Source organism: Bacillus sp. SM2101 (assembly GCF_018588585.1).
Taxonomy (GTDB): Bacteria; Bacillota; Bacilli; order Bacillales; family SM2101; genus Nanhaiella; species Nanhaiella sioensis.
On sequence record NZ_JAEUFG010000001.1, the window covers coordinates 267338 to 281867 of the forward strand.

Here is a 14530-nt window from a genome sequence, read left to right on the forward strand (position 1 = left end):
AAAGTACTTATTTTTTTGGACGCTTATATAACGGCGTTGAAACTACTTTTGCTCTCAATTTTCGTTTTCGTACTTGAACATCAACCTCTGTTCCTAGTTCAGTAAATTCAGTTTTTAGCAAGACGAGACCAACATTTTTTTTAAGAGTTGGTGATTGAGTTCCAGTAGTAACCTCACCGATTCTTTCATCTCCTACATACACATCATAACCATGTCTCGGAATGCCTTTGTCAATCATTTCAATACCGACTAACTTCCGTACTGTACCCGCATTTTTTTGCTCAACTAACCGCTGCTTCCCGAAAAAATGATCAACATCTTTGTTCACTTTAACAGCAAAGCCTATGCCAGCTTCCAACGGTGAAATAGCTTTTGAAAGTTCTTGGCCATATAATGGTAGGTTAGCTTCAAAACGAAGTGTATCGCGCGCTCCAAGCCCACATGGCTGAATCCCCTCAAGCTTACCTTCTTCAAGAATTTCTCTCCAAATATGGATAGAATCTTCGTTATCGCAATATATTTCAAACCCATCTTCCCCAGTATAGCCTGTTCGAGAAACAAGGGCTTTGTATCCTTTCAAATCTACATTATCGAGAAATTTAAAAAACTTAATGTCTTGTAGATTCGTTGATGTTAGTTTTTGAAGAACATTCTCTGCTAATGGTCCCTGTATAGCAAGCTGTGCAACTTTCTCTGAAATATTTTCTAGAACAACATCTCCGAAAAGGTGTGATTGTAACCACTCATAATCTTTAGTTATATTCGCTGCATTTACAACGAGCAAAAAATTGTTATCAGACTTTTTATATATTAATAAATCGTCTACCGTTCCTCCATCTTCATAACACATTGCTGTGTATTGAGCACTTCCAATCTTTAACTTTGATACATCATTTGTCATCATTTTTTGCAAATATGCTAAACTATCTTCACCTTTAACAGTGATTTCCCCCATATGCGATACATCAAAAAGTCCTGCACGTGTTCGTACTGCTTCATGTTCCTCTAAAATACTAGAAAATTGTACTGGTAAATCCCAGCCACCGAAATCAATCGTTTTAGCACCAAATTGTTCGTATACTTCAAATAGAGGTGTACGTTTTAATTGAGACATATTATTTCCTCCCCTTTGTAATAATTAAATGCGTAAGCGTCTTGTTTATTCCCCACAAGCACTGGAGACATATACTTGAAGGTGCCATTTACCTTCAGGTGATATGGTGAAGTAACCTCGAGTAGCTAAACGCTTGGACATCCAAACGTTACCCAAATGCACATGCAAAAAAAGACAGAGTAACTCCACAAAATAGTTGTGAAGACCTCTGTCCTGGTACCTGAAAGTTTACCTTATTGATACGATTTTTGTTCGTTCAATAAAGCTTGCCCCTTTGGTAGTTCAGCATTTTCGCTATGTAATACGTTGCTGTCGCAAAAAATGAAGAACATTCTCCAGAGTTGCGTCAAGTAGAAGTCTTTTTGCCTGAGAGATTCACAAATTAATGCTTGCTCCTTCGGCGCTACAAATACGTAGTCTCTCCCTCTACCATCATTCGCTTTTAATATTAATTTTAAAACTTGCACATACTACAATAAAATATACTATCATCCTACCATTAGTTGGCCTGATTCGGCAATATAATATTTCTAACGTTATAGGACGGGAAAAGATTAAATGTTCGTGTTTTGCTAAAGTAAATCGCTTACAATACTGATTTTTAGTCAAATCGATATAAAACAATGATTTTCCCCGAAATAAGAAACTTTTTATAACAAGGGGGACATAGCATATGAAAGTTAATATTCAATTTGATGAAACCTGGCAAGAAAACTTTTTAAAACTCATTAACGATGATGGGCCATGGGTAAATAACAACCTGTATAAGTTGGCAATTGAAGCAGCTGAACACTCTGTAATTCCAACATTTGATGGATTACTAGCTCCTAAACATTTACCAAATCTCACACCTCTTCCTCATCAATTAGATGTGGCAAAACAGGTTGTAGAAAAAATGAACGGCAAGGCGATCTTGGCTGATGAGGTTGGTTTAGGAAAAACGATTGAAGCTGGACTCATTTTAAAAGAGTACATGATCCGTGGATTGGTTAAGAAAGTATTAATTTTAGTGCCTGCCTCTCTCGTTACACAGTGGTGTAAAGAATTAAATGAGAAGTTTTTCATTCCAGCAATTCAACAAAAGAAAAGTTATGTTTGGGAGCAGTGTGATGTTGTTGTTTCATCAATTGATACAGCCAAACGCAATCCACATCGAGAGATTATCTTTGAGCAAAGCTATGATTTAATTATTATTGATGAGGCCCATAAATTAAAAAACAATAAAACAAAAAACTATGAGTTTGTTCAGCATTTAAAGAAAAAGTTTTGTTTATTATTAACGGCTACACCTATACAAAATAAAATTGAAGAAATATTTAACCTTGTTTCGCTTCTTAAACCAGGACATTTAGGTAATCAAGAATATTTTGAACAAGCTTTTTCTGCTAAAAATCGCACAGTTGAAAATGATAAATATTTAAAAGAGCTTGTAAATAAAGTTATGCTCAGAAATCGTCGAGGCGATACTGGTATTGAATGGCCGAAAAGGCACGTTCAAACTGTGCCAATTGATTTCACGAATGAAGAACAAGAACTATATGACTCTATAAATAATATACGAACAAATAGTCATCTATACATAAATAGTCAATTTTCAATCATCACGTTACAACGAGAAGCATGCAGTAGCCGCGAAGCTGTATTTTATACATTAAAAAATATGCTTAATAAAAAAGATGAAGAAGGCAAGCCTATTCAGCCACCATTATTTATTGAAGAGTTACTTAAAAAGGTAGAAGGAGTTACTCAAAATTCAAAAGCTATAAAAGCTTTGGAATTAATCAAGTCCATAAATAATAAAGTAATTATTTTCACAGAATATCGTGCCACCCAACTATATTTACAATGGTTTTTGCAGCAACACGGTATATCATCAGTTCCATTCAGAGGAGGTTTTAAAAGAGGTAAAAAAGATTGGATGCAACAATTATTCAAAAACCATGCCCAAGTATTAATTGCAACTGAAGCAGGTGGAGAAGGGATAAATTTACAATTTTGCAACCATATTATAAATTTTGATTTACCTTGGAATCCAATGCGCCTTGAGCAGAGAATTGGACGAGTACATCGACTCGGTCAAGAAAATGATGTATTTATTTATAATTTTGCTATTAAACATACTGTAGAAGAACATATGTTAAAGCTACTATATGAAAAAATACATTTATTCGAAAGAGTGGTTGGCGAGCTAGATGAAATTCTGACAAGATTAGACATAAAAAATTTAGAGGACCAGCTACAAGATATTTTATTCAACTCAAGGAGCGAAGGAGAAATGAAAATTAAAATGGATAACTTAACATCAGCCATACAATTTGCTGAACACATTAATAATGAAGTGAGGGAAAATCATGCATCAACAGGAAATTCATAATTTTTTATACCATTTTTTCACATCAAACGATTGTCATGTTATTGAAAATGAAAATGGCTATTTAACTGTACAATTATCAGTTGATCTTGATAAAGAATTGATGAACAGACCATTTTATTGGCATTATTTAGAGAAAACAGGAGGGATACCAAATCCCATGAAGCTTACACTCATTACGGATCAGAGCAAAGCTTCAACGACAAAAAAAGGTGAGGTTGTCCATTTTGGTTCGCCTCGTTTACATCAGATCTTTGCCTCGCTACAAAAATTAGCGGGGTACATTCGTTTATATGAAGATGACGTGACATCACCAAACCATTCAAGTATCCCTCTCTATCCTTGGATAGGTATCAATGTGCTAATATCGTACGAATGTGATCGCAAACGTGACTATATCTATTCTTTAGGTCTTCATATGATTAATGGCATGATAGTAACAAATTTCCAAGAGCAATTAAATAAACTTCGGTTAACACCTAAAATACCTGACCTATGCTTTACCATGTCACCACTTATTATGCCACAAAGTGGACTAGTACGATTGAAGCAACATATTAATTACACGATTGAACAAGAAGATCATTCTTGGGCTGATGAAGCACATGAAAGATGGAATGAGGATTTATCACTATTAAATCACTTTTATGAAGACGTAGAAGAAAAGCCTGATTGTTATGAAACAGAAAAAAGAGCACTACAGGAACAATACGAACCTACAATAAATGTAAAAGTAATAAACGGAGGCTTATTTTACCTTAGACAAATGTCCAACATTAAAAAAGATGCATAACGTCATGTTATAGCATCAAAAACAAATGGCTATATGTGTTTGTAATGTACTTATAATAAATGGTATTTTTTGCATTGATTATTGTATTTAGTAATAAGAAATAATTACGTATAAATCAAGCTTTCGTAGCAACTTTTCAGATTTACAATGAAGTAAATTACATAAATTTATTTGTTGCTGTTATTAATCAGTCTCAATAGCAACAACGTTTATCCTACCTAAACTATATAGTAACAGCCTCACGTTAAAGGTTACTTATCAAAATATTCTTCCAGCGCTTGTTTTCTTGATTCTTTTTTTTGTTTCTTATTATCTTTATCAGTAAAATATTTCTCATGCTGAACGTCCTTTTTTTCCTCTTCCATATTCTTCTTTTTATCCTTATTGTTATGCTTGCTTTCTCTTTTAAGTTTAATGTTTTCTTCAGTTAAATGTTTAATTTCCCTTTTAAGTTTATTGTTTTCTTCAGTTAAATGTTTAATTTCCCTTTTTGCTTTTTCCAACTCATGTTTATAAAAACTTTTATCATCAAAAAAATCAGTAGCAGCATCAACAGAACAGTCTAACTGCTCTTTTAGCCTTTCAAGTTCTTCTTGTTGTTCGTTTAATTTATTTAGCAGCTCTCGTTTTTCTGATTTAAGATATACCTTCTGTAGATACTCAATAGGGAAGCAGCCACTATAATTTTTTAGAAAAACAAGCCTTTCTCCATGTCGTTCATATTCATCAGTTCTACAAGTCCAAATTTTACCGTTATGTTTAATTGCCTCGTCACAACTATGCATTACCACTTTGTCACCCTTTTGAATCACCCCATATACCCTCCTTAAATAAAATACTGTCATATATAAGTAGTAAATGCAGGACGAATATACAATGTAAGGGATAGATGACTAATTAGCTATACTTTTTTCATTCAATTGACTATCATTTTCAACGCTACAAAGAACATCTTCATAAGTGAAGATGTTCTAATCCAAACATATTCAGTTTTTCAGAACTATCACATACACATATATGCGTGTAACACTTATGCTATCTGTATAGCCTTTTTCAAAAACTTTGTTGCTATTACCGCCAAGTTTATACTATAAAAAGTTGCTTTATATGTTAGTCATCATGTTACAAAAGAAAAGATGCCAACGCTAGTTATATTTCCTAATAGAATAAACAGCATTTAATGTCGAGAGTTTACTTCGTCTTTATCTTCCTGTGAACAAACATCGAAAATGCGAAAGGCAAAACACCAAACCATCGATTTCCAAAAGAAGTACGCTCATTTTTTCGTTTCTGACGATATTTTTTTCTTTCTTCCTTCGGTTGATCAATATAACTAACAATTTGTTGGGTAACGTATTTTACATAATCATTAGTAGACAACAGCTACACCTCCTACCATCTACTACTTATTATCTCCTCCTATGCTTTTTTTAACCTCTAAATTAATTTCATCTATAATTTGCGCTATACTTTTGTTTGTTGTATCAATTGTCACATTACAATCTTTGTAATATGGAAGTCTTGTTGTCAATATCTGTTCAATCTGTTCTTTGTTATTTTTCATTAACGGTCTAGATGAGTCCCCTTCTATTCTTGAAATAATCTGATCTAGATCACAATGTAAATAAACAACAAAACCATTTTCATTCATCCATTTACGATTTTCTTCTTGAATAACGATTCCGCCACCTGTAGTAATCACAACATTTTCTATTGGTAGTGTAAGTAGCAATTCTCTTTCATATTGACGAAACGTATCCTCTCCATCCTCTTCAAAAATTTCACTAATTTTTTTACCCATTTTTTTTTCAATGTAATCATCAGTATCAATTACTGGTAACTTCCACTCTTCCCCTAAACGTTTTCCTACAGAAGTTTTTCCAGCACCCATGAAGCCTGTTAAGATAACTGCTTTCATTTTATCCCCCCACAGTAATAAAGTATTTAAATGATAATGTAGTTAATGTAATGCTGTAATACTTCCTCCTTAATTGCCGAAAACATTTGAATTTTTTGTACGAGTTCACTAACGGTTTTCTACCCATTTTATTATTCTACCCTCTTCTAATTCATAAATAAAGAAGGCATTGTAAAGACGTTTTTGTATTGTTTTACATTCAATCGATATTTTAAGCATACCTTCCTCAATTTGTTCTGTTGAGTACATTGCTTGTCCATTTGGATATGTGTATATTTTATTTCGAATAGGGTGAGCATTGTCATGAATGTCCTTTAAAATATCTGTAGTAGCCATTTGCATAATGTTTTCTAGTATATAAAGTTGTTCTATTTCATGATAAAAGTTTTTTTCTACTACATACATTTCTATTTGATGAAGTAGCACTAAAAAAAATAACAGGCTCATAACTAACGTAACTGGAAAAATAAAACCATGTTCATTATTCTTTTTCACGGCAAGGCACCTCCAGAGTTACCATTGAAGAAATTCGCTCTTCGTATAATTCACCACTAAGATCGATAACTTGGATAATAATACCTTCTGTAACAGGACGAAAGATGACAGAGGAAATGTTTTGTATTAACACTTCATGGCCTGTCTCATCTACCCTACGCCTAAGTATAGTCTTGTACTGTTCATAGGAAATCATTTTTTGCTGACTAGTCGTTAAATATAATGTATTGGAATTGACATTGATAGCAATTGCTTCTCTCAATTCAATACGCGCTTGTTGTAAAAATAATTCCCATTCTTGCTTATTGATTTGATCATCATTGTAATAATTTGGATGAATAATAGATATCATAGTAGGTAAAAATGCAACAATTAATAAAAAAATAGCTAGTGATAACAAAACCTCAATGAGCGTAAAACCTTTAGCAGTTCGAATTATTTGTTTGTATAACCACACCTTTTCTTTTCTTCCTTTCGAAAATCTGTATACGATACACATACTTTAGCTAATAATTCATTCGCGTCTTCCCAAGCAACTGTGAACTTATAATTGCTAACCTCAATTTGCTCATCTATAAAATACGATTCTGTATGATAAATTTGAAGTCTATTCGATACAATGTGATTAGCAGTATTGATCAACTGAATATTTTTTCGTTCCTGAACAATATGAGTTAGCGGAGGTAATAATATGAGGAGCAGAAGGAGCCATATACTTAAGGATATTAATAGTTCAATCATAGAAAAGCCATTACAATTCTTGAACATAAAACCTTCCCTTTCCAAGCAAAAAAACAACTTTATATTTCTTATTACGATGATTTACAATTAATGTGCCTGCTTTCCTTATAGCACCATTATTACGAAAAGATATACTTAACCCTAATGTTCCTTTTTCAATGATTAAACTTTTGTCAAATGAGCGTTGCATGATAGGAGAGCTCATACCATTAGAAAGAACATAATATGTTGAATGCTGATTTGAGAAAAGAAGTGTTATGCTTTTGTCATTGCTCAATGCATAAATTTGAGCGTAAAAAATATCATTTTCTAATTGGGCAAAAAAATGTGTCATCTTTCTTTTTTCAATAACAGGATTAATTTGTAGAACTGAAACGGAAGCCATAATAGAGACAATAGCTAATACAATTATTACTTCTATTAATGTATAACCCCGCTCATTGTCATTCTTCAGTCACATCACCTTCCTTCACACTACCATCGATACCCACTTCTATAACATTTCCACCTGGGCACGTATTTGTCGTAATATATCCTTCTTCTAAAAGTTCAGTTATTGTCGGAATCGTTTCATGTTCAATCTCATAAGCTTTCACCTGAGCTTGTACCATATTCATTAATGCATCACACCCTTTTTCGTTTATCACTTTACTATGTTTAGTAATATTAGGTATTGTTATAATTAATAGCACTGAAATTACCATAAGGACAATTAACATCTCGATTAACGTAAAACCTCTTTCATCCATCATTATCTCCTCTCTTTCACACATACTATAAAGCTTTAACTAGCTGAAACATTGGAATCATGATAGCTAAATAAATGAACACAACGATCATACCTACACTTATAAAAAGAGCTGGTTGTAAAACATTTAAAAACGACATCACTTTTTCTTCGATTCTTAGTAATGTATATTGACTATAATGATACAATTCATTTGCAAGGTTTCCATTGGATTGTCCGTGAGAAATAACTAAGGCTAATTCTTTCTCAAAATAGGGTCTGGATTTAATAATTGCCTCTAAGCATTCCCCTGAAGTTAGCTGCTGACGAATACGAGCTGCTTCTATCTGAAAAAATGCTAAATGATACTGCTGCTCAAAAATTAACAGTGCTTCATTAATGGATAGGCCACCACTAAGTAAAGTACTTAATTGAAAAGAAAAATATTGGGAGTTTATTTGTGCTACTGATGAATGAAGGAACGGTATCTTACAAATGATATTCATTTGTAAAATAGGAGATTGTTTCTTGAAGAAGGTAAAATAAAACGCTAACGATAAGATAAGGCCACACAATCCAGTTAAAAAAATATAAGGTGTAATTGCGTACACATTATGCAGTATTGTTGAGAAAGTAGTTTTTGTTAATTTCATTGATTGATTTAATTGGTCAAATTGATTCAATAATACTTGTTGCACTGCCACAAATAATAACGACACTACGACGATTAGAAACACAGGGTAACGAATAACCTTAATAAACTTTTTATAATATGCGTCTTTTTTGGCTATAATTGAACTGCCTTCGAGCAATGCTTTTGCTAATTCACCTTGTTGCTCAGAAAAGTATAAATAGCTCAGTAAGTCCCTATGAAAGGATAAATGCTCTAATACCTCGTGAAGTAAGTAACCTTCTTTCATCTTTCCTATGCAATATTGTAAATCTTCTTGTTGTGATTTTGACAATTGTAAAGTGAGGAACTCAATACCTTGAGATAACGTATACCCTTTCTCTAGCAACTCACCTAACCTTCGACAAAATTGGGCTTGTTGTTTCAAATTCCATTTATTTTTCGATTTCATCTTTGTATACCCATTTATCGAATTCTTTAGTAGAGATAAATCCAAGAGCTATTGCTTTACTAATGATATCTTTCATTTTTTTATAACTATAGTCTACTGAATCTCCCTTAGCTTCATCAATCATTTTTGTTAATACTTTCCCGTACACAAACTCACTAATACTCGTTCTCCTATATGTGCGTAACGTTTTACAATATCTCGAACACTCCCCAGTACAAAATGGACATTTAATGTTCACTAACCTTTGAGCGGTAATTGCAATTAGAGTTTGAGATATGTCTTGTAATGGAACACCGAATTCTAACAGCCTATAAATGGCGCCTTTCGCTTCTCTTGTATGCATAGTGGTTAACACTAGATGTCCTGTAAGTGATGCTCGGACAGCAATTTTGGCAGTTTCTGCGTCTCGAATCTCTCCAACCATAATTACATCAGGATCATGTCGTAGTATCGCCTTTAGACCATTTGAGTATGTGATACCTGCCTTTTCATTCACCTGTACTTGGATGACTTTATCACTCCTTTTTTCAATTGGATCTTCAAGCGTAATAATGTTCCGATTTATTAGGTGTTGGGATGAATGAAGTAAAGAATATAATGTGGTTGTTTTCCCCGATCCAGTTGGACCTGTAAAAATGATTAACCCATGAGCATGCTTTAGTAAAGAAATTAGTTTTTTTGTCGTATTAGGGAAAAGGGTTAAAAAGTTGAGTGGATAAAATGAATCTGAAGGTAATAATCGAATAACGAGGCTTTCATTATTAATCGTAGGTAAGGTTGATAGCCGAAGTTGAAGGCTTTTGCTATTAATAATCATTGATAATGCACCATTTTGCGGCCTTCGTCTTTCACCAATGTCCATTCCTGCAAGAAATTTATAATGTGCTATTAATCGTTCACAAGTTGATTTACTTATCATTTCCTTTGCTGTTAGTTCGTTGTCTAGCCGAAATTGAATTAGAGCATCTTTCTTTCGAGGCATAAAGTGAATATCAGATACTCCCAAGTGTTGGGCTTCAGTTAATAAGCGATCACCAATTCGTTCAATCGCTGGCAAATGTATCGACCTCCTTTTTATATTGGTTCATAAACATATTTCTACATAAATCTCCATTTCCCTTCTTTTTTTCCTTATAAAATTAAGATGTAAATTTAACTATCGGATGCTCCACCTTAGCTTATTATGTAAGCATCAACAAGAGAAGAGCTTCACCTTTAGAAGTTGAACGATAAATAGCTATCTTGTTCACTCCACAATCAACGTAAATAAATAAGCTTGATTTGTCAATAATAAAAATAATCAACAAATTGTGAACAATTTAGAACAACTAATGTTTACCACGTAAATAACATTTAAATGTATATACGCCTGTATTATAATGGAATTAAGATTCCATTGTTAGGAGTGAATTGTATGGAACAAACTTTAAAAATTACGAATGTATTATCTGATCCTACTCGTTATTACATCTATCAATATATAACTAAAAGACATAGCGAGGTAACAGTTCAAGAAATTGCTGATGAGTTTAAAATTCATCCGAATGTCGCACGTCTCCACTTGTCTAAGTTAGAAGATGTTAACATGCTTGTTTCAGAGGCAAAGAAGACGGGAAAAGGTGGTAGACCAAGCCGTTTATATCGTTTATCTGATGATGTGGTACAACTTTTTTTCCCATTTCGCGATTATCAATTATTAGCAAAAGTAGCCATACAATCAATGATGAAACTAGGTGAGGCTGGAAAAGAAGCATTATTTGATACAGGGAAAGCATTCGGTCAAGAAATAATCGATTCACAGCTTCACCCAAATGACACACAAACTACAGCACTGTCATTCGAACATAAGTTGAAAATACTAAAAGATTCTGCTACTACTTTAGGTTTTCACCCTGAATTTGAGCATAATGAAGATAAAACGATCATCTTTTTCCAAATCTTCAATTGTCCATTTAAAGAACTAGCTGATAAACATACTGACGCTATTTGTGGCATGCATTATGCTTTTTTACATGGAATGTTCGAAGTATTATTCAATAATGTAAAACTAATCGAAAAAGATAATATTATTCACGGCTGTGACTCTTGTTCATATCAAGTCAAAGTCACAAACTAGTATCAATCTTATGTTTACAATCGCCTGAATTGTACATTATAATATGTAAGTGGAATATAAGGGGATAAAGGAGGGACTTATACATATGGATCGTATGTTTCGTGTATTAGGGTTTTGGACAGGTATATTTGCTGTTATGTTTTATATTGGTCACATGGATGAAGTAGCATTGCTTTTCTTCGCTCAAACGGCCTTCTTTATTATTTTAGGTTATTTAAAACTAACTGAGCGCATGTATCTTTATATATTTGGTGCTTACTTAACAATTTTTTTCGCGGGCTTCACATACTATACTACATTCTTTATGGTACCTGGCGCAGGACATTAAGAGATTATAATCAAGAACAAAAAGCGATGGTTTTCCATCGCTTTTTGTTTTGATTATAACGAACTTTTTCATTTAAGATTTTAGAATACTTCCACATACTAAAGATACAACCCAGTGTAGAAGTATACCTATAATTTTTAACATTTTAACACATATCGTTTTTTTCCCAAGCTATATCCATGTTTTTTTGCATCATGATGACGTGAAAATATGAACTTATCCCGCCATCTAAAATTAAACTTCTTATCGCACGATTTCTTTTGCTAACTTCAGAAAAAGGATTCGTATCATTATTGTCTTGTAAATATTGTAATATACCAGCCTCAAGCAGGAATTGATCCTGCCTCAACATAGCGACTTCGGTAAATCCAGCCTTACGGTAGTAATATTTAACGGCATCAAGATGAACGTGTGACGTGATGTCCATATTTCCTGGGTTTAATAGAGGATTATTAATGAGCTGATGACGGTGGTATCCTCTAAGACTTCCTCTCATATGAGCAGGATGTTGCCATTCTTTATGTGTATAGCCATAATCCACAGTATATACAACCGCTTGTTCTAGATTGCTACTAAGCTGGTGGATAAAACTTTTCATCTGCAACGGAATTTCAAAGCGTTGACCATTAGTTAATTCAATGTTCTGTTCTTCTAAATATTTGATAATTTCTTTATTTGAAAGCGGTACGAAGTATTCTTCGATTTCGTTGTCATCATTTAGTGTCACCATAACCTCATGTAATTCCTCATTACGTTTTTCAATTACTTCAACTGGAAAAGCATCGAATAATTCATTCGTAAAAACAATCCCCTGATAAAAAGGGTGATTTTCACAGAACTGTTGAAGATGTTCAAACTGAATCACTTTATCTTGTTCATTTATGAGCAGCTGCCTTTGCAGCTCACGATGATATGGACTAGTTTCAATCAATATATATGTAAGTTGCTCATACGTCTGGGGAGATCTTTCTTTCCATTCTTCTAGTACCAATTTTGCAAATCGACCACTGCCTCCACCAATTTCAACAATTGTTGGGGACACTTTTTGCTGTTCTACTAAATCAATAAATATATTAGTAAACAAGACAGCAAAAACATTCGAAATATTACTACTCGTAATAAAATCACCTTTCTTACCGATCTTAGTTTGTTCTCGCATATAATAGCCATAATTAGGATGATACAATGCTAATTCCATAAATTGTGCAAAAGAAATCATCTTGTTTGGACTTGAACTAATCGCATCTTTAATAATAGTGTTCATATTCACCATAGTATTAAAACCCGTTTAAAAAAGGATTGCTACTCATTTCAATTTCTATTGTCGTTTCAGGTCCATGACCAGGTAGCACTATCGTATCTTCAGGAAGAGATAATAATTTTGCATGAATGCTATCCAGTAATTGCTGATGGTCTCCACCAGGTAAATCAGTACGCCCTATACTACCCGCAAAGAGTGTATCACCAGAAAAAACCGTCTTAATACTTTCACAATAAAATGATAAACTTCCAGGCGAATGCCCTGGTGTTTCAAAAACAGTAAAATGAAATGATCCGATCGTTAGTTGTTGTTCCTTGTCAATGATTACGTCAGCAGGTCTATCACAAACAACAGCGCCTAATGAAAAAAATGCTGAACCATTCAATGAAGCATTTGTAAGCCAATCTTGTTCAGCTTTATGGATATAAACAGGGACACCCCACTTTTTTCTTACATCTTCAACAGCACCTATATGATCAAAATGTGCATGGGTAAGAACAATTGCTAAAGGCTGCAGAGATTTTCTTGTTAATAATTCATTAAAGGAATCTCCTTCACTTCCTGGATCAAAGATAATACACTCATTTTGTTCATTTCTAAGGATGTAAGCATTTGTTTGTAAGGGACCTAGCGGAATTTGCTCCCAATTCATCATTTTGTATTCCTCCATTGCAGTCATTCTAATCTTATTTTACACTAATTAAAGATGCTCAGAAAGATCGAAATAAGGTTGACTTTTAAGGAGTGTAGAAATTGATCACATATTATGGAGTAGAAATGCCGGAAGAAGTAGATGACTCTACTCATTTATTAGAAATAACAGCAAGAATAAGTAACATTACCACTTTTGATTTTGATCAACAGCTGTTACTTTTTTCTGATTCAGAAGATGCTATATTAGCAAAAGAATATTTATTAACATATGATTATGATATAGAAGAGTACTTTTTATATCATGCAGAAAAAATAATACCAACTACTATTTTTACTGATTATGGATTTATATCTGAAAAAGGTAAATACTATATATACAATGATATGGTTTCACCCTTCACAGTGAAAAGTGGTAAACCACAACAAATTGAAATGGCATTAATAGAAATAAATGAGTTTGTGGTTGCAATCGAGGATGGCCAGAAGATCATATATTTTGTTGATAAACAACACATCGAGTTAATATGTGGTATCGCTAAAGCTTATGACATAGAAGTGTCATTTTTTCATCTCGACAAATAAGATGAAAACGATTAAAATATAATAGGAATGTTTTGAGCCTTTACATATAAGCTAATAAGATCTAAAGGAGGCACAAAGATGGTACAGATGGGACTTGTCTTCATATTTGGGTTAGTTACAATTTTGGCAGCAATTGGAGTTGTTAGCTCACTTAAAAACAAAAATTTCCTAGGATTCTTTTTTGCTTTTGGAACAGTCGCTGTATTTGGTTTCTTTACTGTGATGACTGTTATTAATCATGGCTACCCTGCAGTTGCCCACTAAAAAGAGCTAACAAAATAATTAAACCATCGATCAAGTAAATCGATGGTTTTTTATTTTTCACGTAAACTTTGTTGCTATAGTCCC

Annotated in this window: 19 protein-coding genes and 1 riboswitch; of the genes, 6 read left to right on the forward strand and 13 right to left on the reverse strand. The window is 33.3% G+C overall.

Annotated elements, in window-relative coordinates:
* Window positions 1–7: 7 nt before the first annotated feature.
* On the reverse strand, window positions 8–1114 hold the full coding sequence (gcvT, locus tag JM172_RS01330) for a glycine cleavage system aminomethyltransferase GcvT (protein WP_214480237.1): 1107 nt from the start codon (window positions 1112–1114) through the stop codon (window positions 8–10).
* 344 nt (window positions 1115–1458) lie between these two features.
* Window positions 1459–1550, reverse strand: a riboswitch (glycine riboswitch).
* A gap of 237 nt (window positions 1551–1787) precedes the next feature.
* On the opposite strand from gcvT, the gene JM172_RS01335 reads away from it, so the two are divergent.
* Together JM172_RS01335 and JM172_RS01340 are read left to right on the forward strand one after the other, a co-directional pair.
* Entirely contained in the window at window positions 1788–3488 is a 1701-nt protein-coding gene (locus JM172_RS01335; RefSeq protein ID WP_214480238.1) for a DEAD/DEAH box helicase, read from the forward strand.
* Window positions 3466–4278, forward strand: a complete 813-nt coding sequence (locus JM172_RS01340) for a YqhG family protein (RefSeq protein ID WP_214480239.1) — start codon at window positions 3466–3468, stop codon at window positions 4276–4278. Before JM172_RS01335 ends, JM172_RS01340 begins: the two co-directional genes overlap by 23 nt.
* A 251-nt stretch (window positions 4279–4529) precedes the next feature.
* Here JM172_RS01340 and JM172_RS01345 read toward each other — a convergent pair whose 3' ends face one another.
* The 10 genes from JM172_RS01345 to comGA all read right to left on the reverse strand — a co-directional run bounded on the left by JM172_RS01345 (window position 4530) and on the right by comGA (window position 10298).
* Entirely contained in the window at window positions 4530–5090 is a 561-nt protein-coding gene (locus JM172_RS01345; RefSeq protein WP_214480240.1) for a hypothetical protein, read from the reverse strand.
* Window positions 5091–5469: 379 nt separating this feature from the next.
* The gene (locus JM172_RS01350) at window positions 5470–5658 is read right to left on the reverse strand and encodes a YqzE family protein (protein ID WP_214480241.1); all 189 of its coding nucleotides are present in this window, start codon (window positions 5656–5658) and stop codon (window positions 5470–5472) included.
* 22 nt (window positions 5659–5680) lie between these two features.
* Window positions 5681–6196, reverse strand: a complete 516-nt coding sequence (locus JM172_RS01355) for a shikimate kinase (protein ID WP_214480242.1) — start codon at window positions 6194–6196, stop codon at window positions 5681–5683.
* A 108-nt stretch (window positions 6197–6304) separates the two neighbouring features.
* Window positions 6305–6691: a competence type IV pilus minor pilin ComGG gene (gene comGG, locus JM172_RS24660; protein ID WP_214480243.1), complete on the reverse strand. Its 387-nt coding sequence runs from the start codon at window positions 6689–6691 to the stop codon at window positions 6305–6307.
* On the reverse strand, window positions 6678–7148 hold the full coding sequence (gene comGF / locus JM172_RS01365; RefSeq protein ID WP_214480244.1) for a competence type IV pilus minor pilin ComGF: 471 nt from the start codon (window positions 7146–7148) through the stop codon (window positions 6678–6680). Before comGF ends, comGG begins: the two co-directional genes overlap by 14 nt.
* The gene (comGE, locus tag JM172_RS01370; protein WP_352222631.1) at window positions 7127–7459 is read right to left on the reverse strand and encodes a competence type IV pilus minor pilin ComGE; all 333 of its coding nucleotides are present in this window, start codon (window positions 7457–7459) and stop codon (window positions 7127–7129) included. The genes comGF and comGE overlap by 22 nt, the downstream gene beginning before the upstream one ends.
* Entirely contained in the window at window positions 7443–7886 is a 444-nt protein-coding gene (gene comGD, locus JM172_RS01375) for a competence type IV pilus minor pilin ComGD (protein ID WP_214480442.1), read from the reverse strand. Before comGD ends, comGE begins: the two co-directional genes overlap by 17 nt.
* Entirely contained in the window at window positions 7876–8181 is a 306-nt protein-coding gene (gene comGC, locus JM172_RS01380) for a competence type IV pilus major pilin ComGC (RefSeq protein WP_214480246.1), read from the reverse strand. The genes comGD and comGC overlap by 11 nt, the downstream gene beginning before the upstream one ends.
* Window positions 8182–8206: 25 nt before the next feature.
* Entirely contained in the window at window positions 8207–9241 is a 1035-nt protein-coding gene (comGB, locus tag JM172_RS01385) for a competence type IV pilus assembly protein ComGB (protein WP_214480247.1), read from the reverse strand.
* The gene (gene comGA, locus JM172_RS01390; RefSeq protein WP_214480248.1) at window positions 9225–10298 is read right to left on the reverse strand and encodes a competence type IV pilus ATPase ComGA; all 1074 of its coding nucleotides are present in this window, start codon (window positions 10296–10298) and stop codon (window positions 9225–9227) included. Before comGA ends, comGB begins: the two co-directional genes overlap by 17 nt.
* 357 nt (window positions 10299–10655) lie before the next feature.
* On the opposite strand from comGA, the gene JM172_RS01395 reads away from it, so the two are divergent.
* Together JM172_RS01395 and JM172_RS01400 are read left to right on the forward strand one after the other, a co-directional pair.
* On the forward strand, window positions 10656–11357 hold the full coding sequence (locus JM172_RS01395; RefSeq protein ID WP_214480249.1) for a helix-turn-helix transcriptional regulator: 702 nt from the start codon (window positions 10656–10658) through the stop codon (window positions 11355–11357).
* 85 nt (window positions 11358–11442) lie between these two features.
* Window positions 11443–11685, forward strand: coding sequence for a DUF2626 domain-containing protein (locus JM172_RS01400; RefSeq protein ID WP_214480250.1), 243 nt, complete (start codon window positions 11443–11445; stop codon window positions 11683–11685).
* 145 nt (window positions 11686–11830) lie between these two features.
* Here the strand turns inward: JM172_RS01400 and JM172_RS01405 are convergent, their stop codons facing one another.
* Both JM172_RS01405 and JM172_RS01410 read right to left on the reverse strand, forming a co-directional pair.
* A complete protein-coding gene (locus JM172_RS01405) occupies window positions 11831–12949 on the reverse strand; it encodes a class I SAM-dependent methyltransferase (RefSeq protein ID WP_214480443.1) in 1119 nt (372 codons plus the stop codon).
* Between the two features lie 13 nt (window positions 12950–12962).
* Window positions 12963–13598 carry an MBL fold metallo-hydrolase gene (locus JM172_RS01410; protein WP_214480444.1) on the reverse strand — a complete coding sequence of 212 codons (636 nt, stop codon included), beginning with the start codon at window positions 13596–13598 and terminating at the stop codon, window positions 12963–12965.
* A 101-nt stretch (window positions 13599–13699) separates the two neighbouring features.
* Here JM172_RS01410 and JM172_RS01415 point away from each other — a divergent pair, with 101 nt between their 5' ends.
* Window positions 13700–14182 carry a hypothetical protein gene (locus JM172_RS01415; RefSeq protein WP_214480251.1) on the forward strand — a complete coding sequence of 161 codons (483 nt, stop codon included), beginning with the start codon at window positions 13700–13702 and terminating at the stop codon, window positions 14180–14182.
* A gap of 87 nt (window positions 14183–14269) precedes the next feature.
* The gene (locus JM172_RS01420) at window positions 14270–14446 is read left to right on the forward strand and encodes a DUF2759 domain-containing protein (protein WP_214480445.1); all 177 of its coding nucleotides are present in this window, start codon (window positions 14270–14272) and stop codon (window positions 14444–14446) included.
* Window positions 14447–14530: the final 84 nt, after the last annotated feature.

What these genes read in the sequence shown, in the direction of transcription:
- gcvT (WP_214480237.1), bottom strand. Translation starts at nt 1,114, where the DNA reads ATGTCTCAATTAAAACGTACACCTCTATTTGAAGTATACGAACAATTT.
- JM172_RS01335 (WP_214480238.1), top strand. Translation starts at nt 1,788, where the DNA reads ATGAAAGTTAATATTCAATTTGATGAAACCTGGCAAGAAAACTTTTTA.
- JM172_RS01340 (WP_214480239.1), top strand. Translation starts at nt 3,466, where the DNA reads ATGCATCAACAGGAAATTCATAATTTTTTATACCATTTTTTCACATCA.
- JM172_RS01355 (WP_214480242.1), bottom strand. Translation starts at nt 6,196, where the DNA reads ATGAAAGCAGTTATCTTAACAGGCTTCATGGGTGCTGGAAAAACTTCT.
- comGE (WP_352222631.1), bottom strand. Translation starts at nt 7,459, where the DNA reads ATGTTCAAGAATTGTAATGGCTTTTCTATGATTGAACTATTAATATCC.
- comGC (WP_214480246.1), bottom strand. Translation starts at nt 8,181, where the DNA reads ATGGATGAAAGAGGTTTTACGTTAATCGAGATGTTAATTGTCCTTATG.
- comGB (WP_214480247.1), bottom strand. Translation starts at nt 9,241, where the DNA reads ATGAAATCGAAAAATAAATGGAATTTGAAACAACAAGCCCAATTTTGT.
- JM172_RS01395 (WP_214480249.1), top strand. Translation starts at nt 10,656, where the DNA reads ATGGAACAAACTTTAAAAATTACGAATGTATTATCTGATCCTACTCGT.
- JM172_RS01400 (WP_214480250.1), top strand. Translation starts at nt 11,443, where the DNA reads ATGGATCGTATGTTTCGTGTATTAGGGTTTTGGACAGGTATATTTGCT.
- JM172_RS01405 (WP_214480443.1), bottom strand. Translation starts at nt 12,949, where the DNA reads ATGAACACTATTATTAAAGATGCGATTAGTTCAAGTCCAAACAAGATG.
- JM172_RS01410 (WP_214480444.1), bottom strand. Translation starts at nt 13,598, where the DNA reads ATGAATTGGGAGCAAATTCCGCTAGGTCCCTTACAAACAAATGCTTAC.
- JM172_RS01420 (WP_214480445.1), top strand. Translation starts at nt 14,270, where the DNA reads ATGGGACTTGTCTTCATATTTGGGTTAGTTACAATTTTGGCAGCAATT.